24 protein-coding genes are annotated in these 25,887 nt (G+C 68.6%); 16 read left to right on the plus strand and 8 right to left on the minus strand.

From position 1 onward, the window contains the following. Nucleotides 1-5: 5 nt before the first annotated feature. Complete coding sequence (locus QTH97_RS29005) at nt 6-833, minus strand: transglutaminase-like domain-containing protein (RefSeq protein ID WP_286572029.1); 828 nt, start codon at nt 831-833, stop codon at nt 6-8. Nucleotides 834-1,154: 321 nt separating this feature from the next. Between QTH97_RS29005 and QTH97_RS29010 the strand changes: the two genes are divergently transcribed. Beyond that, nucleotides 1,155-1,301 carry a hypothetical protein gene (locus QTH97_RS29010; RefSeq protein WP_286572030.1) on the plus strand — a complete coding sequence of 49 codons (147 nt, stop codon included), beginning with the start codon at nt 1,155-1,157 and terminating at the stop codon, nt 1,299-1,301. 51 nt (nt 1,302-1,352) lie between these two features. Next, nucleotides 1,353-3,536: a catalase HPII gene (gene katE / locus QTH97_RS29015; protein ID WP_286572031.1), complete on the plus strand. Its 2,184-nt coding sequence runs from the start codon at nt 1,353-1,355 to the stop codon at nt 3,534-3,536. Between the two features lie 13 nt (nt 3,537-3,549). On the opposite strand, the gene QTH97_RS29020 is transcribed toward katE, so the two are convergent. After that, nucleotides 3,550-3,681 carry a hypothetical protein gene (locus QTH97_RS29020; protein WP_286572032.1) on the minus strand — a complete coding sequence of 44 codons (132 nt, stop codon included), beginning with the start codon at nt 3,679-3,681 and terminating at the stop codon, nt 3,550-3,552. Nucleotides 3,682-3,717: 36 nt separating this feature from the next. Here QTH97_RS29020 and QTH97_RS29025 point away from each other — a divergent pair, with 36 nt between their 5' ends. Together QTH97_RS29025 and QTH97_RS29030 are read left to right on the plus strand one after the other, a co-directional pair. Further along, complete coding sequence (locus QTH97_RS29025) at nt 3,718-4,806, plus strand: M14 family zinc carboxypeptidase (protein ID WP_286572033.1); 1,089 nt, start codon at nt 3,718-3,720, stop codon at nt 4,804-4,806. After that, nucleotides 4,803-5,612 (plus strand): alpha/beta fold hydrolase, encoded by an 810-nt coding sequence (locus tag QTH97_RS29030; protein WP_286572034.1) that lies wholly within the window; start codon nt 4,803-4,805, stop codon nt 5,610-5,612. The genes QTH97_RS29025 and QTH97_RS29030 overlap by 4 nt, the downstream gene beginning before the upstream one ends. On the opposite strand, the gene QTH97_RS29035 is transcribed toward QTH97_RS29030, so the two are convergent. After that, nucleotides 5,566-6,285, minus strand: coding sequence for a glycine zipper 2TM domain-containing protein (locus tag QTH97_RS29035; protein WP_286572035.1), 720 nt, complete (start codon nt 6,283-6,285; stop codon nt 5,566-5,568). The two genes, QTH97_RS29030 and QTH97_RS29035, sit on opposite strands and share 47 nt — an antisense overlap. Before the next feature lie 115 nt (nt 6,286-6,400). Then, nucleotides 6,401-7,369: an amidohydrolase family protein gene (locus QTH97_RS29040; protein WP_353655668.1), complete on the minus strand. Its 969-nt coding sequence runs from the start codon at nt 7,367-7,369 to the stop codon at nt 6,401-6,403. Here QTH97_RS29040 and QTH97_RS29045 point away from each other — a divergent pair. The 7 genes from QTH97_RS29045 (at nt 7,368) to QTH97_RS29075 (ending at nt 15,414) form a co-directional block, all read left to right on the plus strand. Further along, nucleotides 7,368-8,039, plus strand: coding sequence for a response regulator transcription factor (locus QTH97_RS29045; RefSeq protein WP_286572036.1), 672 nt, complete (start codon nt 7,368-7,370; stop codon nt 8,037-8,039). The genes QTH97_RS29040 and QTH97_RS29045 overlap by 2 nt on opposite strands. A gap of 111 nt (nt 8,040-8,150) precedes the next feature. Further along, complete coding sequence (locus QTH97_RS29050; RefSeq protein WP_286572037.1) at nt 8,151-11,630, plus strand: response regulator; 3,480 nt, start codon at nt 8,151-8,153, stop codon at nt 11,628-11,630. Beyond that, nucleotides 11,627-12,478 (plus strand): CheR family methyltransferase, encoded by an 852-nt coding sequence (locus tag QTH97_RS29055; protein WP_286572038.1) that lies wholly within the window; start codon nt 11,627-11,629, stop codon nt 12,476-12,478. The genes QTH97_RS29050 and QTH97_RS29055 overlap by 4 nt, the downstream gene beginning before the upstream one ends. Further along, the gene (locus tag QTH97_RS29060; protein ID WP_286572039.1) at nt 12,475-13,077 is read left to right on the plus strand and encodes a chemotaxis protein CheB; all 603 of its coding nucleotides are present in this window, start codon (nt 12,475-12,477) and stop codon (nt 13,075-13,077) included. The genes QTH97_RS29055 and QTH97_RS29060 overlap by 4 nt, the downstream gene beginning before the upstream one ends. Then, complete coding sequence (locus tag QTH97_RS29065; protein WP_286572040.1) at nt 13,067-14,272, plus strand: hybrid sensor histidine kinase/response regulator; 1,206 nt, start codon at nt 13,067-13,069, stop codon at nt 14,270-14,272. The genes QTH97_RS29060 and QTH97_RS29065 overlap by 11 nt, the downstream gene beginning before the upstream one ends. 96 nt (nt 14,273-14,368) lie before the next feature. Continuing rightward, the gene (locus tag QTH97_RS29070) at nt 14,369-14,725 is read left to right on the plus strand and encodes a response regulator (protein ID WP_286572041.1); all 357 of its coding nucleotides are present in this window, start codon (nt 14,369-14,371) and stop codon (nt 14,723-14,725) included. Continuing rightward, nucleotides 14,722-15,414 carry a hypothetical protein gene (locus QTH97_RS29075; RefSeq protein ID WP_286572042.1) on the plus strand — a complete coding sequence of 231 codons (693 nt, stop codon included), beginning with the start codon at nt 14,722-14,724 and terminating at the stop codon, nt 15,412-15,414. Before QTH97_RS29070 ends, QTH97_RS29075 begins: the two co-directional genes overlap by 4 nt. A 15-nt stretch (nt 15,415-15,429) precedes the next feature. Here QTH97_RS29075 and QTH97_RS29080 read toward each other — a convergent pair whose 3' ends face one another. Next, nucleotides 15,430-15,627 carry a hypothetical protein gene (locus QTH97_RS29080; RefSeq protein ID WP_286572043.1) on the minus strand — a complete coding sequence of 66 codons (198 nt, stop codon included), beginning with the start codon at nt 15,625-15,627 and terminating at the stop codon, nt 15,430-15,432. Nucleotides 15,628-15,830: 203 nt separating this feature from the next. Between QTH97_RS29080 and QTH97_RS29085 the strand changes: the two genes are divergently transcribed. Then, nucleotides 15,831-16,919, plus strand: coding sequence for a hypothetical protein (locus QTH97_RS29085; protein ID WP_286572045.1), 1,089 nt, complete (start codon nt 15,831-15,833; stop codon nt 16,917-16,919). A gap of 10 nt (nt 16,920-16,929) precedes the next feature. Here the strand turns inward: QTH97_RS29085 and QTH97_RS29090 are convergent, their stop codons facing one another. From QTH97_RS29090 to QTH97_RS29100, 3 genes are all read right to left on the minus strand, one after another. Then, a complete protein-coding gene (locus QTH97_RS29090; protein ID WP_286572046.1) occupies nt 16,930-18,927 on the minus strand; it encodes an ATP-binding response regulator in 1,998 nt (665 codons plus the stop codon). Then, nucleotides 18,924-19,919: an ABC transporter substrate-binding protein gene (locus tag QTH97_RS29095; protein WP_286572048.1), complete on the minus strand. Its 996-nt coding sequence runs from the start codon at nt 19,917-19,919 to the stop codon at nt 18,924-18,926. The genes QTH97_RS29090 and QTH97_RS29095 overlap by 4 nt, the downstream gene beginning before the upstream one ends. Nucleotides 19,920-20,075: 156 nt before the next feature. Further along, nucleotides 20,076-21,965 (minus strand): ATP-binding response regulator, encoded by a 1,890-nt coding sequence (locus QTH97_RS29100; RefSeq protein ID WP_286572049.1) that lies wholly within the window; start codon nt 21,963-21,965, stop codon nt 20,076-20,078. A 248-nt stretch (nt 21,966-22,213) separates the two neighbouring features. On the opposite strand from QTH97_RS29100, the gene phnD (QTH97_RS29105) reads away from it, so the two are divergent. From phnD (QTH97_RS29105) to QTH97_RS29120, 4 genes are all read left to right on the plus strand, one after another. Further along, nucleotides 22,214-23,245: a phosphate/phosphite/phosphonate ABC transporter substrate-binding protein gene (gene phnD / locus QTH97_RS29105; RefSeq protein WP_444813483.1), complete on the plus strand. Its 1,032-nt coding sequence runs from the start codon at nt 22,214-22,216 to the stop codon at nt 23,243-23,245. Continuing rightward, nucleotides 23,235-24,263, plus strand: a complete 1,029-nt coding sequence (gene phnD, locus QTH97_RS29110; RefSeq protein WP_286572051.1) for a phosphate/phosphite/phosphonate ABC transporter substrate-binding protein — start codon at nt 23,235-23,237, stop codon at nt 24,261-24,263. Before phnD (QTH97_RS29105) ends, phnD (QTH97_RS29110) begins: the two co-directional genes overlap by 11 nt. 339 nt (nt 24,264-24,602) lie before the next feature. Then, nucleotides 24,603-25,199, plus strand: a complete 597-nt coding sequence (locus QTH97_RS29115) for a hypothetical protein (protein WP_286572052.1) — start codon at nt 24,603-24,605, stop codon at nt 25,197-25,199. Between the two features lie 9 nt (nt 25,200-25,208). Further along, nucleotides 25,209-25,811, plus strand: a complete 603-nt coding sequence (locus QTH97_RS29120) for a sensor histidine kinase (RefSeq protein ID WP_286572053.1) — start codon at nt 25,209-25,211, stop codon at nt 25,809-25,811. Nucleotides 25,812-25,887: the final 76 nt, after the last annotated feature.

Here is a 25,887-nt window from a genome sequence, read left to right on the forward strand (position 1 = left end):
GCGCTTCAGGCCGCGACAGGCAGCACTTCGTCCGTCATCACCTCGAATCTCTCGAGCGTGTTGACACCGAACACCATCGTGATCGGCACGTCGGCCGCATCGCGACCTCGTGCGATCACCACGCGACCGATGCGCGGGATGTTGTGGCGCGCGTCGAAGGTGTGCCAACGATCGCCGAGGTAGACCTCGAACCACGCGCTGAAATCCATCGGGTAGGGCACGGGCGCCACCCCGATGTCGCCGAGGTAGCCCGTCACGTAGCGCGCCGGGATGTTCATGCAGCGGCACAGCGTGATCGCCAGGTGCGTGAAGTCGCGGCAGACGCCCGTTCGCTCGCGATAGCCCTCCAGGGCCGTGCGCGTGGCCCTCGCGGATTGGTAGTCGAAGCGCAGGTGCCCATGCACGAAATCGCAGATCGCCTGAACGCGCTGCCAGCCGGGCGGCACGCCGCCGAACTTCCCCCATGCGAACTGGAGCAGTTCGCTGTCGACCTCGCAGTAGCGGCTGGGCAGCAGGAACTGCAGCGTCTCGACCGGCAGGTCGGCAGGGGCATGTTCGATGGCGGCAGGCGAAACCGGGTCGGGCCAGCCGGTGTCGAACACCACGGCCTCGTTGCGCAAGCGCACCCTGCTGACGCCGAAGGGCACGTGCACCCGCGCGCAATGGTTACTGAATGCGTCGGTGTAGTGGTCGGTGGCCAGGGGCGGGCTGATCGTGAAGCTTTCCCCCGCCTGAATGTCCGCCGCACGCGAAGGATGCACCCTCAGCATGTAGATCAGCGCCGTGGGCGCCGTGACGCCGAGTTCGATGTCGAAACCGATTTTGATGAGCATGGTTCGCTGACGTTGGGGGGATCGTTGAGGGCCGAAGTCTTGTCAAGCATGTTCGGTGCCCGGTTCGGTCCCATCCTAGTTCGGGGCGCGCGTGACCGATGTCGACGATCCCGCGAAGCGGCGTAGTCCAACTTCAACGGGCGCGCTCGTCAGCGCGGTCCTACTGCCGACACCTCGGCGCTCCGACACGCCGGAGCGCGCCGCCACTACTTACGAGACGGCCGGCACTCCCTAAGCTTCCAAGTCGGTCCGCAGCCGAAGCGCCCGACAAGCGGTGCAGCGCAGCGAACTTTCCCTCGAACCACAAGCCCGGAGCGAACCATGGACCTTTCCACGTTGTTTGGCCTGTTTGGTGAATCCTGGATCGACGAGTTCCTGATCTGGGCCGTGGCGTCGGCAGCCGCCATCGTCGGCCTGGTGGCGGTGGTGAATGCGCTGAACATGCTTTTCGAAACAGAAACGGGCTGATGCCGACGGCGCGCGCCACGTCGCCTCCCGATAGAAACCGAAGGATCCCTGATGACGCAACAGAACAAGGCGGCCGCCGGTCGTCGCCCGGCCAAGGGTGGTGACGGCAGCAGTGCGAAGCAAGAGCAACTGGCCGCCTTCACCGCCGACAACACGCCTCATCTCACGACCAACCAGGGCCTGCAGATACCGGATAACCACAACTCGCTCCGGGCGGGCGTCCGGGGGCCGACGCTGCTCGAGGATTTCATCCTTCGCGAGAAGATCACGCACTTCGACCACGAGCGCATTCCCGAACGGGCAGTGCACGCCAGGGGATCGGCGGCGCATGGCTACTTCGAGGTCTACAAGTCGATGTCGCAGTTCACCTGCGCCGAGTTTCTGCAGGACCCGGCGGTGAAGACGCCCGTTTTCGTGCGCTTCTCGACCGTGGCCGGCTCGCGGGGCTCGGCCGATACGGTGCGCGACGTGCGCGGCTTCGCGGTCAAGTTCTATACGCAGCAGGGCAATTACGACCTGGTCGGCAACAACATCCCGGTGTTCTTCATCCAGGACGCGATCAAGTTCCCCGACCTGATCCACGCCGTCAAGCCCGAGCCGCACAACGAAATGCCTCAGGCCGCGAGCGCGCACGACACCTTCTGGGACTTCGCTTCGCTGATGCCCGAGAGCACCCACATGCTGATGTGGGCGATGTCCGATCGCGCCATCCCGCGCAGCCTGCGGATGATGGAAGGCTTCGGCGTCCACACGTTCCGGTTCATCAATTCGCGCGGCGAGAGCCATTTCGTGAAGTTCCACTGGAAGCCTAAGCTCGGCATCCACGGCCTGGCCTGGGACGAGGCGCAGAAGATCGCAGGCAAGGACGCCGACTTCCACCGTCGGGACCTCTGGGAGGCCATCGAGAGCGGCAACTTCCCCGAATGGGAACTTGGCGTCCAGATGGTCCCTCAGGACAAGGAGCATGCCTTCGGCTTCGACCTGCTCGACCCCACCAAGATCATTCCGGAAGAGATGGTGCCCGTGCAGCGCATCGGGCGCATGGTGCTCAACCGCAATCCGGACAACTTCTTCGCCGAGACCGAGCAGGTCGCATTCCATCCGGGCCACGTGGTGCCGGGCATCGATTTCACGAACGACCCCTTGCTGCAGGGGCGGCTGTTCTCGTACACCGACACGCAGATCTCGCGGCTCGGCGGCGCGAACTTCCATGAACTGCCGATCAACAAGGGCGTGTGCCCGTTCCACAACTTCCAGCGCGACGGCATGCATCGCCAGACCATCGCGCGCGGACAGGTGGCCTACGAGCCCCACTCGCTGATCGACGGAAAGGAATTCCGGATCGACGGCGGCAGCGGCGGCTTCCAGTCGTTCCCCGAAGCGCTGGAGCCGCCGAAGGTGCGGCGGCGCAGTCCGTCCTTCGACGATCACTTCACGCAGGCGCGGCTCTTCTTCAACAGCCAGAGCGCGTCCGAGAAGGAGCACATCATCGCGGCCTTCCGCTTCGAGTTGTCGAAGGTCGAGGTGCCGGCCGTGCGCCAGCGCATGGTGGACAACCTGGCACACGTCGACGAGAAGCTCGCGCGCCGCGTGGCGGAGCCGCTGGGCATCAATGCGCCGGACGCGAAGGCGGCGGCCGGCCGCGCGGGTTTTCGGGAGCATCGCTTCACGATGCCGATCGACGAGTCGCGCGCGCTCAGCATGCTGGACACGGGCGACGGCTCGATCAAGACGCGCAAGGTCGCGATCCTCGTGGCGGACGGCGTCGATTCGGCCTCGCTGAAGCCCATTCGCGAAGCCATCGAGCAGGCTGGCGCGCAGTGCAAGGTGGTCGGCCCGCGACTGGGCACGATCGCGAGCGCATCGAAGCGCCAGCTCGACGTCGACGCGACCTTCATCAACATGCCTTCGGTGATGTTCGATGCCGTGCTGGTGCCAGCCGGTGCGCAAGGGGTCGAGGCGATGTCGCGCAACGGCGATGCGGTTCACTTCGTGCTCGAGGCGTACAAGCACTGCAAGGCCATCTGCGCGGTGGGCGAGGGCGTGCAGATGCTGGCGACGCTCGGCATCGGCCCCGACGCGAAGTCCGCGCCCCCCGGCGTGATCGTGGCCGCCACGCCCGTGACCAACCTGGGCGACGACTCGGCGGCGACGAAGATCGCCAACGACTTCATCGCCGCGATCGCGAAACACCGGCATTGGGATCGCCCCAATGTCGAGGGCGTGCCGGCCTAGCGACCGGCCTGGGTCAGCGCACGGAATGCGAGCGCGAGGCCCAGCGCGAGCGCGCAAGCGCCACCAGTTCGATCGCGCCCCACAACAAGGCGGACCCGACACCCCGCAAGGGATGGCTCGGCGAGGCAGGGAAGATTCGAGGCATGGTCACTCCACCGTAGCGGCCTTTTGTGACGGCCTGATGGCAGGTGATGCGGCTATCCTGCGCGCACTTCCGTCATCCCTCGCGCGCGTGATTCCCACCGATCTCCCCGAACTGATCGAGCTGCGGCGGCTCTCCGAACTCGCCGGCGTGCACATGACGCGGCGCGTGCTGTGCGAGGTGATGGCGGGCGAGGCGCGCTTTCCGGTGGAAGCCTTCATCCTTGGCAGCGCGAGCCCGCTCGCGCCGGCCGTCGGCTTCTTCGGCGGCGTGCACGGCCTGGAGCGCATCGGCGCCGAAGTCACGATCGCCTACCTGCGCAGCCTGGTGATGCGGCTGCAATGGGACGACACGCTGCACCGGCAGCTGGAGACCGTGCGGCTGGTGTTCATGCCGCTCGTCAATCCGGGCGGCCTGTGGCGCGGCACGCGCGCGAATCCCAATGGCGTCGATCTCATGCGGAACGCGCCGGTGGAGTCGGCCGAGCGCGTGCCGCACCTGCTCGGCGGACAGCGCGTCAGCGCCGCATTGCCCTGGTATCGCGGCCCGCAGGGAGCGCCCATGGAAAGCGAGAGCGCGGCGCTGTGCGAGCTGGTCGAATCCGAACTGACGGTGCGCCCCTTCAGCATCGCGGTGGATTGCCACTCGGGCTTCGGCCTGAGCGATCGCATCTGGTTTCCGTTCGCGCACAGCTCGCGTCCCATCGCCCACCTGCCCGAGATGCACGCGCTAGGCGAGATCGTCGACGGCGCGCTGCTGCACCACCGCTATGTGCTGGAACCGCAGAGCCGCCAGTACATGACGAACGGCGACCTGTGGGACCACCTGTACCTGCGCGCGTGCGACACCAAGCCCGGATCGGTGTTCCTGCCGCTGACGCTGGAGATGGGATCGTGGCTGTGGATCAAGAAGAATCCGTTGCAGATCTTCTCGCGTCACGGCATGTTCAATCCGGTGATCGCGCATCGCCAGCAGCGCGTGCTGCGGCGGCACGTCGGTTGGCTGGACTTCGTCACGCGCGCGGCATGCAGCCACGAGCGCTGGCTGCCGACAGGCATGGACAGGGAGCGCCATCGGGCGCTGGCCGTGGCGCGCTGGTACGCAGGGCGTGGAGGGCCGCTGCCATGAGCACCTGGGTCCTGCTGCGCGGGCTCACGCGAGAGAGTGGGCACTGGGGCGCCTTCCCGGACATGTTGCGCGCGCGGCTGCCCGGTGCACGCGTGCTGACCATCGACCTGCCCGGCAACGGGCGCATGAACCAGGTGCAAAGCCTGGCGAGCATCGAGGCGACGATGCGCAACTGCCGGCTGCAGATGGCCGCATCGGGCCACGCGCCGCCCTTCCACCTGCTCGCCATGTCGCTGGGTGCGATGGTGGCGGTCGAGTGGGCATGCCGGCACCCGGAAGAACTCGCGGGCTGCGTGCTGATCAACACCAGCCTGCGTCCGTTCAGCCGCTGGTACCAGCGGTTGCGGCCCGCCAACTACGCCGCGCTGCTCGCCGTCGTGGCCGGCATGAAGACGAATCGACAGCGCGAGCAGACGATCCTGCGTCTCACGAGTCGGCGTTTCGGGCCGGACGCTGGCGTGATCGACGACTGGACGGCGCTGCGCGAGGCGCATCCGGTCTCGGGCGCCAACGCCTTGAGGCAGTTGCTGGCGGCTGCGCGCTACCGTGCTCCGACGGATGCGCCATCCGTGCCGCTGCTCGTGCTGGCGAGCCGCAGCGATGCGCTGGTGAACGTGCAGTGCTCGCGGCAACTCGCTCGGCAATGGCACACGGCAATCCTCGAACACCCGGGCGCCGGCCACGACCTGCCGCTGGACGATGGCCCGTGGGTGGTCGAGCAGGTCGCCCGATGGGCGGGACTCGGCACGCGCAGCCCGTTCACTTCCGCCCATCCGCCGGACGCAACACCTTCCCCTGGAGCGTGACCGCCTTGCCGATGGGTGGCGCGGTGCTGGTCTCGACCGTGCGCAGCGACCCGTCCTCCATGCGCACGCTCACCTGATAGCTGCTCACCGTTCGCGTGCGCTTCTCGATCTCGTTTCCCGCGAAGCCTCCTCCGACTGCGCCGATCACCGTGGCTGCGGCACGCCCGCCGCCATGGCCGATCTGGTTGCCCACGAGGCCGCCGACGACGCCGCCCGCGACGGCCCCGACCCCGCTTGCAGGTGCGGGATGTTCCACGCTGCGTACCGATTCGACGTGACCGCAGACGGAGCAGACATGGGCGCGCGCGGGCGCCGGCGCCGGTGCAGGGCCCGGCGCTTGCGCCACGTTCGGCGACACGACCTCGGGCGCCCTGACGGGCGGCGGCAAGGGCGTTGCAACGGGAGGCGCCGCGCTGTTCGTCGCCGGCGGAACCGGCGAGGCAGGTCGAGGCTCGTCGAGCTTGAAGTCGTCCGGTGCCGGCGCCCGCACCGCCGGCGCGACGGCGACGGCGGCAGGGTCCGGCGCGTCGCTACGGCGCTGCTGGTGCAGCACCACGGCGCCGAGTGCGGTCACGGCTACGGCCAGTGCGCCGATGGCCGTCCAGAGTACCTTGGGCGATGATCGAGCTGGAGTGCGTTCGACCGAAGGCGAGTCGAGTGGCGTCGAGTTCATGGATTTCCCCTTTCGTGCCCGCCGCACGCGGCAGCGGGACTCAGGAAAAAGCATCGCCATTGCAAAGGACCTGTCAACCCGACGCGGTCCTACACATCAGGCCGGACGCGAGGCCTCATTCATCCCATGCAACGAGCCGCAGCGGCGATTCCCACAGCAGCTTGCGGCGATCGGCCTCGTCGGGAAAGAGTTGCTTGATCAAGCTGAGCTGCAGGCCGTAGTCGATGCGTTCGGTCGCGCGAAGGTAGGGCCAGTCCGAACCCCACACGCAGCGATCGAGCGTGAACGCATCGGCCAGCGCGTGCACGAACGGCCACACATCCTCATGCGGATGCGCCTTCTGCGAGAACTTCGCAAGACCCGACAGCTTGACGTAGGCGCGCCCCGAACGCCCCAATTCCAGCAGCGCGCGGAAGCCCGGCTGATGCAGGCCCGCATCGGGATGCGGCTTGCCGCAATGGTCGATCACCAGGCGCACATCGGAGCCATCGAGCAGTGGCAGCAACGCGGGGAGCTGGTCCCGCTCGACCTGCACCTGCAGCAGAAGATCCAGCTCACCCAGCTTGCGGAGCAGCTCGCCGGCGGGCAGGTAGTAGTCCACGCCGAGAAAGGACGGATTGAACGCGACACCGACGATGCCTTGCGCCTTCAGGTCCGCCAGTGCATCGAGCGCGATGCCGTTGTCCACCACGGCGATGCCCTTGAAGCGTCCCTGGCTGCGCGCAATCGCATCGAGCAGGCACCGGTTGTCCGTGCCGTAGCCGGAATTGGGCCCCACCACCAGCGCGCGGCGCACGCCGTAGGCATCCATCACCGCCAAGAACAGATCGGCAGACCCCGACTCCTGGCCGCTCGGGCGATAGTGCGTGTCCGCCCCATAGGGAAACCGCACGGGGTCGAAGATGTGATTGTGGCAATCGATCTTGGGTTCTTCGAAGATGGTCGTCATGGGCGTTCGGGTGAGTCGTGCCGTGTCGGGCCTACCACGGCTGCCGGTGGCTCGCAATCGGCCATGGGTCTGAGACACGAGTTCGTATGATGCACCCGGCGGCAACGAGGCCGCGGGACCGAGCGAACCGAACATGACACTTTCCAAGGATGGTGCTTCCGGCCACCAGGACGCAGAGACACCCGTCATCCGCGTGGTCGATGACGACAGCGCGTTCCGGCGTGCAGTGTGCGACCAGTTGATGACGGCCGGCCACAGCGTCCGGGACTACGGCTCCATCGGCGAGCTCCTCCGGCAGGGCATCGGCGACGAACCCGGCTGCCTGATCCTCGACCTCCACATGCCGGGTCCCGACTGGCTCGACCTCCAGGACGTGGTCACACGCAGCGTCGAGCCCTTGCCGGTCATCGTGCTCACGGCCAAGGCCAGCGCCCACGACACCTTGCGCGCCATGAAGGCCGGGGCCGCGGACTTCTTCCTCAAGCCGGTCGATCAGGAGACGCTCGTCGGCGCGGTGACGAATGCGCTGACCAACCATCTGTCGCGTCGCCGCATGCTGCAGCAGGTCGCGGCGCTGAAGGCGCGCTACGCGACGCTCACGCCGCGCGAGCGCCAGGTCGCGGCCATGGTCGTCGCGGGCGCTTTCAACAAGGAGATCGGCGCGGCGCTCGGCACCGCCGAGCGCACGGTGAAACTGCATCGCGCCAACGCGATGGAAAAGATGGGTGCGCGCTCACTGCCGGATCTGGTGCGTGCGTTCGGCGAACTGGACTCGAGCCCTTCGGGGCGTGCCGCCTGCGGTTGAATTCGGGACGCGGCCCGGCCGTCCGCAGGTTCGCGGCCTTATCCGACAGGGAAGCGGTCCGCGCTCTGGCAGTCTCTGGGGCTTTTGCCTCCTTGGACGACAGACTGCTTCATGAACACTCCCGCCGCGATCGATCCCGAGGACTTTCAACGCCTGCTCAGCCGCAACCTGAAGCTCCCGCTCGCCGGCGGGGTCATCGGCGCCGTGGTCTTCGTCGCGCTCATCGTGTACCTGCTGTCGGTGATCGGCTGGGTCGAGCACACCGACCGCGTGACGCGCGCCGCGAGCGAGGTCCAGCGCCGCAGCATCGATCTCGAAACCGGCATGCGCGGCTTCCTGATCACGGGTGACGAGAGCTTCCTGGAGCCCTACGAAAGCAACCTGCCGAAAATCAGGAACGACCTGGGCGCGCTCAAGACGCTGGTGGCAGACAACCGGGCGCAGGTCGACCGGGTGGACCGCATCGCCGCGCTGCAGGAGACGTGGAACCAGTTCGCGCGCGAGATGATCGACCTGCGCCGCAGCGGCGGCGACTACCAGCAGCCGGTGCGCCTCGGCCGCGGCAAGCGGCTCACCGACGAGATGCGCGCCGAGTACGGCGCCTTCAGCAACACCGAGCAGAACCTGCGCTTCGAGCGCAACAACGAAGCCAACCGCACCAGCATGGCGATCGTCGCGCTGTTCGTGCTTTTCACGCTGATCACCACCGGCCTGCTGGCCTACTTCGGCAGGCGGCAACTGATGCGCCTGTCCGAAAGCTATGACAACGTTCTCCAGGAGCAGGCGACCCATGCCGGCACGCTGCAGCGGCAGGCCTGGCTGCGCAGCGCGCAGACCGAGCTGACCGGGGAACTGGTGGGCGAGCTCAACGCGCAGGAAATGGGCCGTAAGGTGCTCACCTTCTTCTCCCGCCACGTCGGCAGCCCGGTGGGCGCGCTGTACGTGCGCGAGCGCCACGGCGCGTTGCGCCGGGTCGCGAGCTATGGCTTTTCGAGCGAGGCCGAAGCCTCGCCGCAGGTCTTCGCGCCGACCGAAGGCCTGGTGGGGCAGGCCGCCGCCGAGAAGCGCCGCATGCTCATCGAGCCGGTCGACACCGACTATCTCAAGGTCAACTCGGGTCTCGGGGAGATGTTGCCGGCGGCCGCCCTGCTCCTGCCCGTGGTGAACGACGGCATCGTCAATGGCGTCGTCGAACTCGGCCTCCTGAAGGCGCCGGGCGAGGAAGCGAACCAGTTGCTCGACCTGGTCGCCGGCAACATCGGCAGCTCGATCGCCGCGGTGCGCTACCGGGAGCAGTTGCAGGACGCCCTGGCCGAGACCCAGCAGCTCAACGAAGAATTGCAAGTGCAGCAGGAAGAGCTGCGCACCGCCAACGAGGAGCTGGAAGAGCAGTCGCGCGCACTGCGCGTGTCGCAGGCCACGCTGGAGAACCAGCAGGCCGAGCTGGAGCAGACCAACAGCCAGCTCTCGGAGCGCACCGAGGCGCTGGACCTGCGCAATGCCGCCTTGCGGCGCGCGCAGCGCGACCTCGAGGAGCGGGCCGACGAGCTGCAGCGCGCAAGCCGCTACAAGTCGGAATTTCTCGCGAACATGTCGCACGAACTGCGCACGCCGCTCAACAGCGCGCTGATCCTCGCCAAGCTGCTGGGCGACAACCCGCAGGGCAACCTCAGCGCCGAGCAGGTGAAGTTCGCGGAGTCCATCTACGCGTCGGGCAACGACCTGCTGGTGCTGATCAACGACATCCTCGACATCGCGAAGGTCGAGGCCGGCAAGCTGGAAGTGGTGGCGGAGGAGGTTGCGACGGAGAAGCTGGCCCACAGCCTGCAGATGATGTTCACGCCGCTGTCCGGGCAGAAGGGGCTGGAGTTCCGGCTCGACCTCCGGCCCGACGTGCCTGCCACGCTGGTCACCGACCGGCAGAGGGTCGAGCAGATCCTGAAGAACCTGCTGTCGAACGCGCTCAAGTTCACGGACCACGGCGAGGTGGCGCTCACCGTGTCCGGCCTGCCCGGCGGCGGCGCGGCCTTCGCGGTCAGCGACACCGGCATCGGCATCGCCGACGACCAGCAGGAGGTGATCTTCGAAGCCTTCCGCCAGGCCGATGGCACGACCAGCCGCCGCTACGGCGGCACCGGGCTGGGCCTGTCGATCTCGCGTGATCTGACCCAACTGCTCGGCGGAAGGCTGGCCGTGCGCAGCGATCCCGGCGCCGGCAGCACCTTCACGCTGGAGTTGCCGGCGCGCGCGCCGCAGGCCGGTGAGCAGCCGGCAGAGGCGGGCGCCAGGGCGACACCGCCGGCCCCGCGTGCGCAAGCCGGCGTGCCGCCGGCGCCGCCCGCGCCCGCCACGCCGGCAGTCCCGGCCCCGCAGTTCGCCGACGACCGCTCGCTGCCGCCCGACCAGACCCGCCGCGTGCTCGTGATCGAGGACGAGCCGCAGTTCGCCCACATCCTCTACGACCTCGCGCACGAACTCGGCTACCGCTGCCTGGTCGCGCACGGCGCCGCCGATGGCTTCAGCCTCGCGACGCAGTTCCTGCCCGATGCGATCCTGCTCGACATGCGCCTGCCCGACAGCCCCGGCCTCGGCGTGCTGCAGCGGCTGAAGGACGATCCGCAGACGCGCCACATTCCGGTCCACGTCGTCTCCGCGCAGGACAGCTCCGAAGCCGCGCTGCACATGGGCGCGATCGGCTATGCACTCAAGCCCACGTCGCGCGACCAGTTGATGGAGGTGTTCCGCAAGTTCGAGGACAAGCTCACGCAGAAGCTCAAGGCCGTGCTGCTGGTGGAGGACGATGCGCTGCAGCGCGAAAGCGTGGTCAAGCTGATCGGCGACGACGACGTGGTCATCACCGCCGTCGAATCGGGCGAGGAAGCGCTGGAGCTGCTGCGCACGCGCGTCTTCGACTGCATGATCACCGACCTGCGGCTGCCCGACATGCAGGGCGCCGAACTGCTCAAGCGCATGGCGACGGAGGAGATCGTCTCGTTCCCGCCCGTCATCGTCTACACCGGCCGCAATCTCACGCGCGACGAAGAGGCCGAGTTGCTGCGCTATTCGCGCTCGATCATCATCAAGGGGGCGCGCTCGCCCGAGCGACTGCTGGACGAAGTGACGCTGTTCCTGCACAAGGTCGAGGCCGACCTGTCGAGCGAGCGCCGGAGCATGCTGAAGACCGCGCGCGGACGCGACCGCGTCTTCGAGGGCCGCCGCATCCTGCTGGTGGACGACGACGTACGCAACATCTTCGCGCTCACCAGCGCGCTGGAGCAGCGCGGCGCCACCGTCGAGATCGGCCGCAACGGCCGCGAGGCGCTGGAGAAGCTCGACCAGGTGCGCGACATCGACCTCGTGCTGATGGACGTGATGATGCCGGAGATGGATGGCCTCGAAGCCACGCGCCGCCTTCGCCAGGACCCGCGCTTCGGCAAGCTGCCGGTGATCGCGGTCACTGCCAAGGCCATGAAGGACGACCAGGAGCAATGCCTGGCCGCGGGCGCCAACGACTACCTCGCCAAGCCGGTCGACCTCGACCGCCTGTTCTCGCTGCTGCGGGTGTGGATGCCCAAGATGGAGCGGCTGTGAATCCCGGCGCCCCGCCTCCGCCGCTGCATCCGCCGAGCGACACGGACATCGAGCTGCGCCTGCTGATGGAGGCGATCTACCTCAAGTACAGCTACGACTTCCGCAACTACACCGGCGCCTCGCAGAAGCGGCGCGTGCTCTATGCGCTCGGGCAACTGGGGCTGCCGAGCATCTCGGCGCTGCAGGACAAGGTGCTGCGCGAGCCGGCGATGTTCACGCGGCTGCTGCAGTTCCTCACGATCCCGGTGAGCGAGATGTTCCGCGACCCGGGCTACTTCCTGGAACTGCGCCGGCAGGTCGTGCCCATGCTGCACACCTATCCGTCGCTCAAGGTCTGGGTGGCGGGCTGCAGCACGGGCGAGGAGGTCTTCTCGCTCGCGATCCTGCTGCGCGAGGAAGGCCTGCTGGAGCGCACGCAGATCTATGCGACCGACATCAATCCCTCGTCGCTGGAGAAGGCGCGGCTGGGCATCTTTCCGCTGGAGTCGATCAGGCACTACACGGCGAACTACCAGCGTGCGGGCGGCCTGCGGGCCTTCTCCGACTACTACACCGCGGCCTACGACGCTGCGCGCTTCGACCCATCGCTGTGCGTGGACGTGATCTTTGCCGACCACAGCCTCGCGACCGACGCGGTTTTCGCGGAAACGCAGCTTGTGTCCTGCCGCAATGTGCTCATCTATTTCAACCGGCAGTTGCAGGACCGGGCGCTGGGGCTGTTCCATGAGTCGCTGTGCCATCGCGGCTTCCTGGGGCTCGGCGCGAAGGAGAGCATCGATTTTTCGAGCTACGCCGATCGCTTCGAGGTGCTGTCGCGCGGTGAGCGCATTTTCAGGAAGGTGACATGAAGCAGTTTCCCGGCATGGCGCGGCGGCAGGTACTGGCGGTCGTGATCGGCGCGTCCGCCGGCGGCGTCGACGCCCTGATCGCCTTGCTCGGCGACCTGCCCGCGCAGTGGCGGCTTCCGGTGGTGGTGGTCATCCACCTGCCCGAGACCCACGAGAGCCGGCTGGCGGAAGTCTTCAGGCACCGGCTGCCGATCCCCGTGTTCGAAGCCGAGGACAAGGCGCCGGTCCAGGCCGGCACGCTGTACTTCGCGCCGCCGGGCTACCACCTGTCGATCGAGCGCGATCTGTGCTTCTCGCTGAGCTGCGAGCCGCCGGTGCTGTATTCGCGCCCCGCGATCGACGTGCTGATGAGTTCGGCCGCCGACGCGTTCGGGCCTTCGCTCGCGGGCGTCCTGCTGACGGGCGCCAACGACGACGGCGCCGAAGGCCTGCTGCGCATCCACCAGGCGGGCGGCCTGACCATCGTGCAGGACCCGACCGAGGCCGAGATTCCCACCATGCCGAACGCCGCGCTCGGCGCCCATTCCCCTGACCACGTACTGCCCCTGCGCGACATTCGCGCGCTCCTTCTGCAACTGGACTCCGCCCATGCCCATTGATGTCGAAAGCAAGTTGCTGATCGTCGACGACCTGCCGGAGAACCTGCTGGCACTGGAGGCGCTGATCCGCGGCCCGGCGCGGCGGGTGTTTCAGGCGACGTCGGCGGAGCAGGCGCTCGCTTTGCTGCTGGAGCATGAGTTCGCGCTCGCGATCCTCGACGTGCAGATGCCGGGGATGAACGGCTTCGAGCTGGCGGAGATGATGCGCGGCACCGAGCGCACGCGGCACATCCCGATCATCTTCGTCAGCGCGGCCGGCCGGGAGATGAACTACGCCTTCAAGGGCTACGAGAGCGGCGCGGTCGACTTCCTGCAGAAGCCGCTGGACGCGCACGCGGTGAACAGCAAGGTCAGCGTCTTCGTCGACCTGTATCGCCACCGCAAGGCGCTGCGGCACGAGATGGACGCGCTCGCCGAGGCCAGCCGCCAGCAGGACGCACTGGTGCAGCAGCTTCAATGCGCGCAGCGGGAGCTGGAGCGCGCCGTGCGCATGCGCGACGACTTCATGTCGATGGTCTCGCACGAACTGCGCACGCCGCTCAACACGCTGTTCCTCGAAACGCAGGTGCGCAAGCTGCATCTCGCCAAGGGCAACCTGGCGCCTTTCGGGCCGGAGCGGCTGCCCGCGATGATCGAGCGCGACCAGCGCCAGATCCAGAACATGGTGCGGCTGATCGACGACATGCTCGACGTGACGCGCATGCGGCGGGGCGCGCTTTCGATCCGGCCCAAGCCGACGGACCTCGCGGCGCTGGCGCGCGGCGTGGTCGCGGATCTGGCGCAGCAGGCCGAGGCGGCCGGCTCAATGGTCGAGCTGAAGGCGCCCGCGCGCATCGACGGCGTGTGGGATGACTTCCGCATCGAGCAGGTGCTCACCAACCTGCTGACGAACGCGCTGCGCTATGGGGGCGGCAAGCCGATCGAGGTCACGGTGGCGCAGGTCGGCGAGACGGCGCACATGAGCGTGCGCGACAACGGCATCGGCATCGCGGTGGAAGACCAGGAGCGCATCTTCGAGCAGTTCGAGCGCACGGACGACAGCCGCAAGCACGCGCCCGGCCTCGGGCTCGGCCTCTACATCACGCGGGAAATCGTGCGTTCGCACGGCGGCGAAATCCGTCTCGAGAGCGCGCCGGGCCAGGGCGCCGAGTTTCGCGTGGTGCTGCCGCTGCAGGCGGCGCCGCCGGAGCCCTGACGTGGGGCCAGTGCTCGCAGGGTGCGACCGTGTCCTACATCGGGCATGCGGGATGCAGTCCGATACTCTGAAAATTTGGTTCAGGGAGATTTGGAAGTGAACGTTCTGATCGTTGACGACAACGAGGCCGCGGCGGATCTGCTGCAGGAGCTCCTCGTGCTGCAGGACCACACGGCGCGCTGTACCTACACCGGTCAGCAGGCCCTGGATGTTGCCGCGGGCGAAGTCTTCGATGCTGCACTCGTGGACCTCACGCTGCCGGACTTCCCGGGCACCGAAGTGGCGCGGCAACTTCGCGCCAGCGCACGGGGCGAACCGCCGCTGCTGGTGGCGATCTCGGGCTACTCGGCGGAGGACGCCAGCGGCGGCGCCGGACTGTTCGACCACCACCTGCAAAAGCCGATCGACTTCGAAGTCCTCGAACGCATCCTGACGCGGGCCGCTGCCCGATGAAGGCTTCACCCGGCGCGCGCAGTTGGATGGCGGCCGGCGTGCGGCACGAGTTGCTGACGCGTGCGCTGCCGGCGTTGCGGCATGACATGGCCGCGCCGGTGTCGGTCATCCGCATGGGCATCCTGCTGCTGAAGCGCCAGGTGACTGCCGCTGAGAATCCCGATGCGCCGGCGTGGGCGGAGCGGGTCGCGATGATCGAAAACCAGGTCAATGCCCTCGCCAGCGGCGTTCGCTCGCTGCGCGACTGGGAACTCGCCACGCACGACGACGGCATCACCCGCAGCGCGCTCGTCGCGCAGTGCACGGGGCTGATGCGCGTGGCCTTCGATCTGAACGGCGTCGCACTCCACGTCGGCGAAGACCTGTCGCCCGAGGAGGGAGAGCCGAACTTTCCGGCGGCGGCGGCCTTGCGCTACATGTTCCTCGGCGCGCTGGGCTACCTGCACGATTGCGTGCCGAATGTGGGCGCGATCGATGTCGAGGCGCAGGGCGCGGACGGGTTGCGCTTCTCGGCCACGCCGGGCGAGCCGTCGGCGGCCGATCCGGTGGCCGGCGCGCACCGGGCGCCACGCGCGTTGGCGATCGATGCCATCGCGCTGCAGTCGCTGGCCGACGGACTGGGCTATGAGGTCGCGGTCGAGCCCCAGGCCGTGCGCTTCGCGCTGGTGGCGGGGCAGGCGTCCGCCTGAGGTCTTGCCGGGTTCCTATTTGCCCGGCACTGTCGCCGTGGACGCGACCGTGCGGCCTTCGCATTCGGCCACCGTGCGGATGCTCTGCTCCACGCTGCCCGTCATCTTTTCGTTGAGGTGACTCCAGCCCCGGTACATCGGCACCACGACCAGCCAGCCGATGCCGATCACGCCGCCGAGCGCGCCCATGTACTGCCAGTGCATCGGTTCCATTTGTCCGCCTCGTCCTTCCTGTGCGCTGCGTCCGCCGTTCCAAAAGATGTGGAATCCTAGCAACGGCTGCTGGTCCGGACACCCCCCTTTTTGGGGATAAAGGTACATCTTGATACATAAATGATCCGTTTAGGCTACATTTCGGCCGAGAAATTTCGGGCGGCTGTCGCTCGGATGTCACACAACGAAATGCGAGGGCTTGAATGAAGGATCTGAAGAGGGCCTTGGTGGCCGCGGTTTTGATGGCTGGCCTGGCGGGTTGTGGCGGCGGCGGCGGAGGGGGCGGCAGCGCCCTGCCGCCGGTGTCCGGTGGCGGCAGCGACGTGAAGCCTGCGCCGGACGCCCGAAATGGCGACTTCAAGTTCTTCGCCGCCAACGGCACCCGCCAATCGCTCAAGATCGACTTCGACCAGCTCACCTACACCGTGACGGACAACGCCGGCGGATCGAGCTCGGGCACGCTGGACAAGCCCGCGGCGCCGACGGCCCGCTATGGCGTCCGGAGCGGCCGAATCACCACGCAGGCGAACACGTCCGGGCTGTTCGCCTTCAATGACACGGTCGTCGGCTCAGTGCCGCTGGCGGTGCCGAACTCGAACCCGGTGAGCTACGCCCCGTACCCCTTCATCGCCTCGCGCGCTCTCGTGACCGCGCAGGCGAACCTGGACGGCGTGTACAACCGCTTCCGTGTCGATTCGACGCCCACAGGACGCGACTCCTTCATCGGCCAGGTCCGCATTTCCGGCGGCGGCACGACGATGACGCAATGCGTGGACAGCGGGATCTACCGCGTGGAGAAGTGCCCCGTTGCATCCGTCAGCGTCAGCGCGATCACCGCCGACGCCGAGGCCGGCATGTGGAACCTGACCGGCTCGGACGGCACCTTCCAGGGCCGGTTCGCGATCGGCCGCGTCGAGGGCGAGAACGTGTACCTTTCGGCAGGCTCGTCGCCGAACTCCGTCGCGGGCACCTGGGTCTTCTCGATCGGCTTTCCCGAAGCGTCGAGCTGGAGCGCATTCAAGGGGGTCGGCGGATCGACGGGCGGCACCATGGACACCGTCGTCGCTTCTGCGACGAGCTTCTCGATCACGTCGACGACCCCGGAGACCGGCACCCAGACCTCGGCGGACTTCGCGCTGCATGACATGGGCGCGATCGGCCCGCTCGGCATGCGCGGTTCCGCCGGCCCCGGCGGCTTCTTCTTCATGCGCATGGGCAAGCTCGAAGCCATGGTCGGCGCCCGAGGCAACGTGAACACCGCCGGCTTCCTTCACCTCGGCGTGGTGAACTGAAGACGCCCCTTCAGGCCGGAACCGCGACCCGCCGGGTCGACAGCAGCGCGCGCAGCTTGGCCGGCGCGACCGGCTTGGTGAGCAGCATCACGCCGCCCTGGCGCAGGCGCTGCAGGATCTCGGGCCCGGTGGCGCCCGACACCAGCACGGCCAACGCGTCGGGCTGGAGCCGGCGCGTGGCGTCGATGACTTCCATGCCGTCGTCGTCGCCGGCCAGTTGCAGGTCGCACAGCACCACGTCGAAGTGCGAGCCGGCATCACCGAGCCGGATCAGCGCCTCCGCACGGCTGGGCGCGCATTCGACCTGGCAGCCCCATTGTTCGAGCAAGGTGCGGCTGCCGTGGAGGATGGCCGGGTCGTCGTCGACGACGAGGCAGCGCACGCCAGCCAGCGGTGCCGTCGCCACCGGCTCCGGCGCGGGCGGCGCCACCTCGCGCGGATGGGCCGCCGGCAGCTCGATCGCGAAGGTGCTGCCCGCCTGCAGCGCGGAGCGAAGGGTGATGCGCGTGCCGAGGAGCGTGGCGATCCGCGCGCAGATCGCCAGGCCGAGGCCGAAGCCCTGGCGACGGTCCCGCTCGGTGTTCGCGACCTGGTAGAACTCCTCGAAGATGCGCGCCTGGTGGATGGGCGCGATGCCGACGCCGTTGTCGCGCACCTCGATGCGGATGGAGTCGCCGCTGTGGCGCGCCGTCACCAGCACCGTGCCGTCCGCCGGCGTGTGGCGGATGGCGTTGCTGACCAGGTTGCCGATGATGCGCAGCAGCAGCGCGGCGTCGGTGCGCACCGCCAGGCCGCGATCTTCCCAAAGCAGGCGAACGCGCGCGGCGGCGGCCGGTGCGGCGTGCTGGGCGTCGAGCTGGTCGAACACGGTCGCCAGCGAAACGCCCGAGATGGTGGGCGTCAGCACCTGCGCATCGAGCCGCGAGATTTCCAGCAGGTCGTCGAGCAGCAGGGTCATGAACTCCGTGGCCTCCTGCAGGCGCATCACGGCGGGGCGCTGCGCCGGGCTCGCGGTGGGCAGCAGGCCGTCGATGAAGAGGCCCATCGCATGCAGCGGCTGGCGCAGGTCGTGGCTCGCGGCAGCCAGGAAGCGGGCGCGGGACAACGCGGCCTGCTCGGCCTCCGCCATTCGCTGCAGCGCCACGGCGGTGGCTTCGCACACCCGCTCCTCGCTGATCTGGCGGTTGCGCTGCAGGCGCTCGGCCAGGCGGTTGATGTCGTGCGCGAGGTTCGCGAGCTCGTGCTGGGCGCGTCGTGCGCCCGGTTCGGCGTCGCCGTCGTCCCCGGCCAGCGTGACGACATTGCAGCGCGCATCGAACTGGCCCGCCTGCAGGGCGGCCACGGCGCGCGAGATGCGGCGCAGCGGCTGGGCGACGGCACGTGCGGTATGGCGCACCCAGGCCCAGGCGACCAGCAGGGCGATCATCGCGATGCCGATGCCGGCCATCAGCGAGCGCGTGCGTTCGCGATCGTAGGCGGTGGTGTCGCGGAAGGTCTGCACCAGGCCGATGGGCGTTTCGCCGGCCGCGGTGGAGCCTGCCGGCGCGAAAGCCATGGCGCGCGAGGCTTCGCGCAGCGTGACCGGCGCGGTGAACATGCGCAGCTTGGCGAGCGGTGCGGTCTTCGGGCCGGCCGTCACGAAGACGCCGGCGCTGTTGCTGATCTCGACGCGCGTGACCTGTCCGCCCCGCAGCGCAGCATTGGCGACGTTCTGCAGCGCGGGCAGGTCGCCCGCATAGAGGCTCAGGTCGGACATCGCAGCCACCTGGCGGGCGACGGCCTGGCCTTCGGCGTCGAAGGCGGCTTCGAGCGTGTCGAGCCGGCTGTTGGTGAACCAGCCGGTGAGCGCCAGGGCCACCGCCGCGCACGGCACCACACCCAGGCGGAACAGGTCGCGCTGCAGGCTCCCGCCGACCACGAGGGCGCGGTCGTCGGCGGCTGCCGGCGGTTGGGTCGGTCGCACCGCCGCAACGGCAGGCGCGATCAGGCGATGTGTCGGGGCGGTCATCGAATCGCGGTGACCCGCTCCGTGAGTTCTCGTTCTTCAGGCAGCCGCATGCCCAGGCCGCGCGCCACCGTGGGGTTGACGCGCACGGTCGAGGGCGTTGCGCATTCGACCAGCAGGCCGCCCGCGGCGGTGTTGGAGGCCAGTTTCAGGCCGAGCAGCCGCGCCTGCTGCGCCAGTTGCGCCGGCGTGGACACCGCTGCCGCGAGTCCCCCGGAGCGGACCAGGCCGTCGCTCGTGCCGAACACCGGCAGGCCGGCGCTGGCACCGGCGCGCAGCACGGCGAGCGTCGCAGGCTGGCTGTCGCCGATCAGGTCGGGCAGCACCATCAATGCATCGCTGCGCGGCACGAGCCGCCGCAGCGCGGCGGCCAGCGCCTTGGCATCGGTCGCGTATTCGACCTGCAGGTCCCAGCCGTTCGCGGCGCGCCGCAGCTCGCGGATCATCGGTTCCGACTCGGCGGTGACCACCACGCCCAGCCTGCGCCGCTGCGGCATGACGGCATCGATCAGCGTGATCTGGTCGGCCATGGCGGGCTCGCGCAGCAACACGCCGATCCAGCGGTCGGGGCGCCGCAGGGCGGGGTTGTCCTTGAGGCTTTCGTAGTCGAGCCGGCTCAGCATCGCGAGCACCAGCGGGTCCTGCCCGGGCCGCTCGATCGCCGTCCTCGACGCGTCCACGCCGACCGCCATCGTGATCGGGGTGTCCGTCGGCGCGAGCCTGACGCCGCGCGTGCGCATGCCGGCCGAGTGGTCCTCCTCGACGCTCTCGCCGGACGGCCGGCCGGCAGCGACGTGGATCAGTTCCAGGCTGCTGCCCGCTTCCTGCGTCTCGCGCAGTTGGCGAACGAATTCCGTGTGGGCTGCGTTTTCGTCCGCCATGAGCACCCTGATCACCGCCGCCGCGCCGGTGCCGGGCAGCACTGCGCAAGCCAGGCCCATCGCCAGGGTGGCGCATTGCCTTCGAAGCAGTGGAAGAAATCGGTTGGCAAACATGGACTGCATCCGCAGTGGGTGACAGAACCCAATGTACGGATGCGGCCTGCGCGGCGCGATAAGGCAGAGGGCTTATGTCGGCAAGCGGGCGGTCCCGTTGCCGTAGGGCAGCGGCCGAAGCCGCAGCCTGTCGGCCTATGTCAGAGGTCGTATCCCCTACAGGGCCGGCTCCCGGACGGCGGCGAGTTGGGCCTGGATGGCCTGCCGAAGGATCTTCGGCGAGACCGGCTTGTAGAGCACCGACACGCCCGCGCTCGCCACTTCGCGCAGGCGGTCGGGCTTGGTCTCGCCGGTCACGAGCAGGCGGGCGGTGCCGGGGCCGATGCCGTTCGGATGGCGCTCCAGCGCTGCGAGCACGTCCAGGCCGTTGTCGCCGCCCTGCAGCAGGAGGTCGCTGACGACCACGTCGGGCGGTCGGCTCCAGGCGTCGGCGAGGGCCAGCGCCTCGCCGCGGGTCTGCGCGGCCATCACCTCGGCGCCCCAGTTCGTGAGCACGACCTGCAGCCCTTCGAGGATGGTGCGCTCGTCGTCGATCACCAGCACGCGGACATTGCGCAGGCTGCCGTGGTCGTCGAGCAGGGCGCCGGGCAGGGTCATGGGCTGCGGCGGCAGGCCGATCACGGGCTCGGTGCCACGCACCGTCACCCGCACGCAGGTGCCCTTGTGAAGGCGCGAACTGAGGTCGACGCGCGTGTTCAGCAGCGCGGCCAGCCGCTGCACCGTGGCCAGCCCGAGGCCCATGCCGCGCGCATCGCGGCCTTGGCGGCCGTGCGGCTCCACTTGATAGAACTCCTCGAACACCCGCGCCTGGTGATGCGCCGCGATGCCGACGCCGGTGTCCCAGACATCGATGCGGATGCCCTTGCCTCGCCGCCGCGCGCCGACCAGCACGCCGCCTTCGGCGGTGTGGCGCAGCGAGTTGGACACCAGGTTGTTCAGGATGCGCGACAGCATCACGTAGTCGCAGCGCACCCAGACGTCGGTCTTGCGCACCACCAGCCGCAGGTTCTGCTGCTCGGCCACTGCGCGGAAGTTGCGGCTGATCTCGTCGAAGAGGGTGTCGAGCGCGAAGTCCGCCCACTGCGGCTGCAGCACGCCCGCATCGAGTTGCGACAGGTTGAGCAGCTCGGTGAACAGCCGGTCGAGCGATTCGACGCACTCGCGGATGTGGCCGATGCGCTGCAGGCGCGCCGGATCGGTCTCGCCATTGGCCAGGCCGTCGGAAAACAGCGTCAGCGCATGCAGCGGCTGCCGCAGGTCGTGGCTCGCGGCGGCCAGCAGCCGCGTCTTGGCCTGGCTCGCGACTTCGAGCTGCTGGTTCTTGCTCGCGAGTTCGGCGGTGGCGTGGACGATGCGGCTTTCCAGCAGGTTGCGGCTTTCCGACAGCGCGCGCGCCGCCTGGTTGAAGCCGTCCTGCAGGCGCCGCACTTCGGCCGTGCCCTGGACTTTCACCTGCGCGTCCTCGCCGGCGCCGAGCCGGTCGACCGCCTCGCCCAGCGCGCGGATCGGTGCGCTGATGCGCCGCGCCGCCCACCAGCCGGCCAGCCCGACCCCCACGAGACTCGCGCCGAGCACCAGCACGACGTTGAACCAGACCGCCTTCTTGGCATTGCTCACGGCGTCGAGGCTCATCTCCACCATCACCTTGCCCGTGTGCTTGCCGTCGTCGCCGATGATCGGCGCCACCACCTGCAGGCCCTCGCCACGCTGGCGGTCCGTCGTCTCCGAGTTGGCGACGATCTCGCCGTCGTCCGACCAGATCTGCACCTGCTGCACATGCGGCTGGTAACTGCCCGACTGAGCGGTGCGCTGCAGCGCCCGGCGGTCCATGTGCTGGATCTGGGCCTGCGCCACCGTCGCCACTTGCAGCGCCACGGTCTGTGCGTTGGCGCGCATGAGTTCGGTCACGTTCGCCAGGTGCTGCCGCGTGAGCACCGCGATCGTGCCCATCGTCGCGACCATCGCCGGCAGCAGGGCCAGCAGGACGAGTTGCTGGGCCAGCGTCAGACGCACCAGTTGGCGAAGGGCGCGGAAGGGCCGGTTCATGGACACGGTGTGCGATCGGTCAGCGGCCCTGCCGATGCGTTACCGACCGAAGTACATGGGTGGAGAAAAACGACACGACGATTGTTGAAGTTGGTTTCTAATTGTGTTCTCGACAGTACTCGTTTGACCAGCCCGGGCCAATAAGCCTCCTGGCAGACGCGCTTCAAAAAAGGATGCTGGCTCCTGTCCACCGCGCTTCCGGCGCTTCCCTCCTTCCTTTCGCGATCCGGCCCGGGCGCTGGCGGGCGATGGCGCGGTGCGCGTGGGGACTGGCGGTGCGCGGCGCGCTGGCATTGCTTCTCGGCTGTCAGGTGGTGGCCACGGCGCAGACCGCCGGCGCCTCCAGCACGGTCGGCGCCGGGACCCTTCGCTTCGGAATCCTTCCGCTGGGCGGCGCCTTCGAATCGCGCAACGACTGGGAGCCCCTCCTCGCCGACATGAGCCGCGCCATCGGCCGCCCGGTGACCATGCTCTCGGTCACCTCGTACGAGGCGCTGGAGCAGGCGATCCAGCGCGACCAGGTCGACATGGCCTTCCTGTCCGGCAAGATGGCGCTCGATGCGGTGACGCTGCGCCGCATGAAGGTGGTGGCGCAGGTCACCCGCCACGACGGCCTGCCCGGCTACCGCGCCCTGCTGCTGGCGCGAAAGACGGGCCCTTACAACTCCTTGAAGAGCCTGCTCGCCGAGCCGGAGAAATGGCGCCTGGCGCGCGGCGAGAGCCGCTCGGTGTCGGGTTTCATCGTGCCGCAGTTGCAGCTCTTCCTGCCCAATCACATCGCGATGGAGACGCGCTTTCGCAGCGAGCTCGTCGGCACGCATCAGGTGACGGCGCTGGCCGTGGCCAACGGCGAGGCCGACGTGGCGACCAACAACACCGCCGATTTCGAGCGCTTCAAGCTCCAGTTTCCGGCCGAGGCCGACCGGCTGCAGGTGATCTGGGAATCCGAGCTGATCCCGCATGCCCAGATCGTGATGCGGCGCGACTACGGCCCGGCCTTCCAGAAGCAGGTGCAGGCGTTTCTCGTGGAGTACGCCCGAGGCAAGGGCCCGCGCAGCGACGGCGAGCGCGCCGTGCTGAAGTCGCTGCACGACCTGGCCGGTTTCGTCGCCGCCGACAACAGCTCGCTGATGCCGGCAGCCAGGCTGGCCTACCAGCTCGCGCGGCAAAGCGCGATGACCTCGCAGTGGGTGAACGAAGCGGCGCGGCAGGCCCGCCTGCAGCGCATCGAGACCACGTACGCCGACCAGCAGGCGGCGCTGCGCGACGGTGCGCCTTGAATCCGTGCTGAGGCGGCGGCTGATCGTGCTCGCGGCCGCGTTCGGCTGGCGGGCCGTCCCGGCGCAGACCGGCCGTGCCGCCGCGCCGGCTTCGCCGGTTCCGCTGCGCTTCGGCGTGCTGCCCATCGGCGGCGCCGTCGAATCGCGCGACAAGTGGGCGCCGGTGCTTGCCGACATGAGCCGCGCGCTCGGGCGACCGGTCGCCGCGCTGTCGGTGACCAGCTACGAATCCCTCGAACAGGCCATCCAGCGCAACGAGGTGGATATCGCGCTCTTGTCCGCCAAGATGGCGCTCGACGCCGTCTCCCGGCGCGGCATGAGCGTGCTGGCCCAGGTGAAGCGGCATGCGGGCGAGCCCGAGCATCGCGCCATCCTGCTCGTGCGCAAGGCCGGCCCGCTCGACAGCCTCGACGCCCTGCTGGCGCGCCCGGAGCAATGGCGGCTGGCGCGCGGTGACAGCCGCTCGGTGTCGGGCTTCATCCTGCCGCAGGTCCAGCTCTTCCTGCCCCACCGCATCGAGATGGAGACGCGTTTCCGCGGCGAGATCATCGGTACCCACCAGTTGACGGCGCTGGCGGTGGCGAACGGCGATGCGGACGTGGCGACCAACAACACCACCGACTTCGAGCGCTTCCGGCAGCAGTTCCCGCTCGAGGCGGACCGCCTGCAGGTCATCTGGCGGTCCGCGCCCACCCCGCCCGCACAGATCGTGGTGCGCCAGGGCGTTCCGCACGCCGTCCAGAAGAAGGCCCAGCTCTTCCTGGTGCAATACGGCCAGGGGACCGGCCCGCGCGCCGACGGCGAGCGCGAGGCGCTGAAGTCCCTGCGGGCGGGCCTCGGCTACGTCGCCGCGAACAACGAGGCCTTGTTGCCGGCCGCCCTCCTCGAATACCAGCTCGCCCGGCAGAGCGCCCTGAACGCGCGCTGGGTGAACGAAGCCGCGCGCGAGGCGAGGCTTCAAAGGGTCGAAAGCCAGTACGCCGAGCAGGTCGCGGCGTTGCGAAACAGCACCCGCTGATTGCCGGCTCCGCCGATTCCCGTCCAAGAACGGGGAATTAGTGTGTGAGATTTGTCACGGAAACCGAGGCTGATGGCCGACGCACGCCCCGCGATCAGGTTCTGTTCAGCTTGCGGCCGGCGTTCCTGCAAAGCCGTATAGTTACAATCAATAACATTGTTAAACACTGTTACTTCTTCGTGAAGTGCAGGTAGCTCAGCGGTACGAGGAAGAAAAATCAAAACAAGAAACAAGCTTCAGGCGCTGAAGGTGTTCATGCCGTTCTCCGCGGCAAGCGCAGCGGCAGCCCCGCCTGGACCGGACGGGCGGCCCCCAAGGACACCGATTCGCAGGATTGCCGTGATCGAGGTTGCGCCCCCCAGCGACCTCCATGTCGAAAACAGGACCCTGACTGCGCCGTTCGGCCCCACTTCAGGCTTCCAGGCGATCGGCGACCGCCGGACAGGCCGCCGCTTGGACCGGCAGATGGAAGCGATTCGCCAGACGCTTGGGGCGAAGCTGACCGACGCGCTCGTGCAGGAACTGGCGGCGAGCGGTTTCGAGGTTGCCGTGCTCGCGGATGTCCCTCGCCAGCCGGGCCAGCAGGACACGGTCGACTATGGATCGCTGCCGACGCGCGATGCGGTCCTGCATGTCGCGTTCAGCGGCGTGGGCCTCTCGTCCTCGGCATGGTCGGAGAGTTACGAGCCGAAGATGAACGCGTCCGCGTACCTTCTGGCCAGCCCGGACGCGCCCGGTTGGCTGACCGGAGGTCACTTCTACTACGGCGCCGACGCGTCGGGCGACACCGCATGGAGCGTCCCGGCCGACGCGAGGCACCGCTATCCGTGCATCGTCACCCTGGCGGACCAGGCGGGCGACCTGACCGAAGGCTACGACGCCGCGACCCGCGCGCTCGCGCGGCGCATCGCCGGCTACCTGCGCGAACAACTCTGAGTCGTCGGGATGTATCCAGTTCGAATTGGCGCGGCGATCGTCGCCGTGCTCTTGATCGCCGTTTTCTGGCGGCTCCTGAGGAAACGTGCCACGGCCTCGGACACCGGGTCGCCCGATGAGGCGGCCGCGATCGCCTGGACAGCGGGCGCCCGCAGCAGGGCAGACATCTGCCAGGTGATGCACGAGGAGTCCGAGTCGCTGGGCGAGCGCTTGCGCGCTGCCGGTATGTCGATGGAGCTGAGGCCTTGCGCCCGTCCGTTGCACGTGCGTCTGGACCCATCGGGCCTGCGGGTGCTGCTCGCCCAGGTCGTCGACCTGGCCTGCCGCGTGATGCCGTCCGGCGGCACGCTGCAAATGCTGGTCCGCGCGGACGGGCCGCATGCCGTCGTCAACTTCATGGATCTCGTGCCGGAAGCCCATGAGCGGCGTCTCGGGCGCTGCTTCAACGAGGCGTCCGCCTTCAGAAGCAACCGGCGGCATGGGCGCGACGCGCTCCCGCTCGCAGGCGTCGCGCTGTGCGCCCGGATCGCGGGCGAGCACCAGGGGCGCATCTACGCGGCACCTTCGCCGCTGGGCAGCCTGGGCATCACGCTGCGCCTCCCCCTCTGCTGATCCATCACGCGCCTTGCGCGGCAGCGCCTTGGGCGCATGCCTCCGCGCACCCCCAGTTTTCCATTAGCTAGTCCAA

Origin of the sequence: Variovorax gracilis (assembly GCF_030317115.1) — a bacterium.
In the GTDB taxonomy this organism is placed as follows: Bacteria; Pseudomonadota; Gammaproteobacteria; order Burkholderiales; family Burkholderiaceae_C; genus Variovorax; species Variovorax gracilis.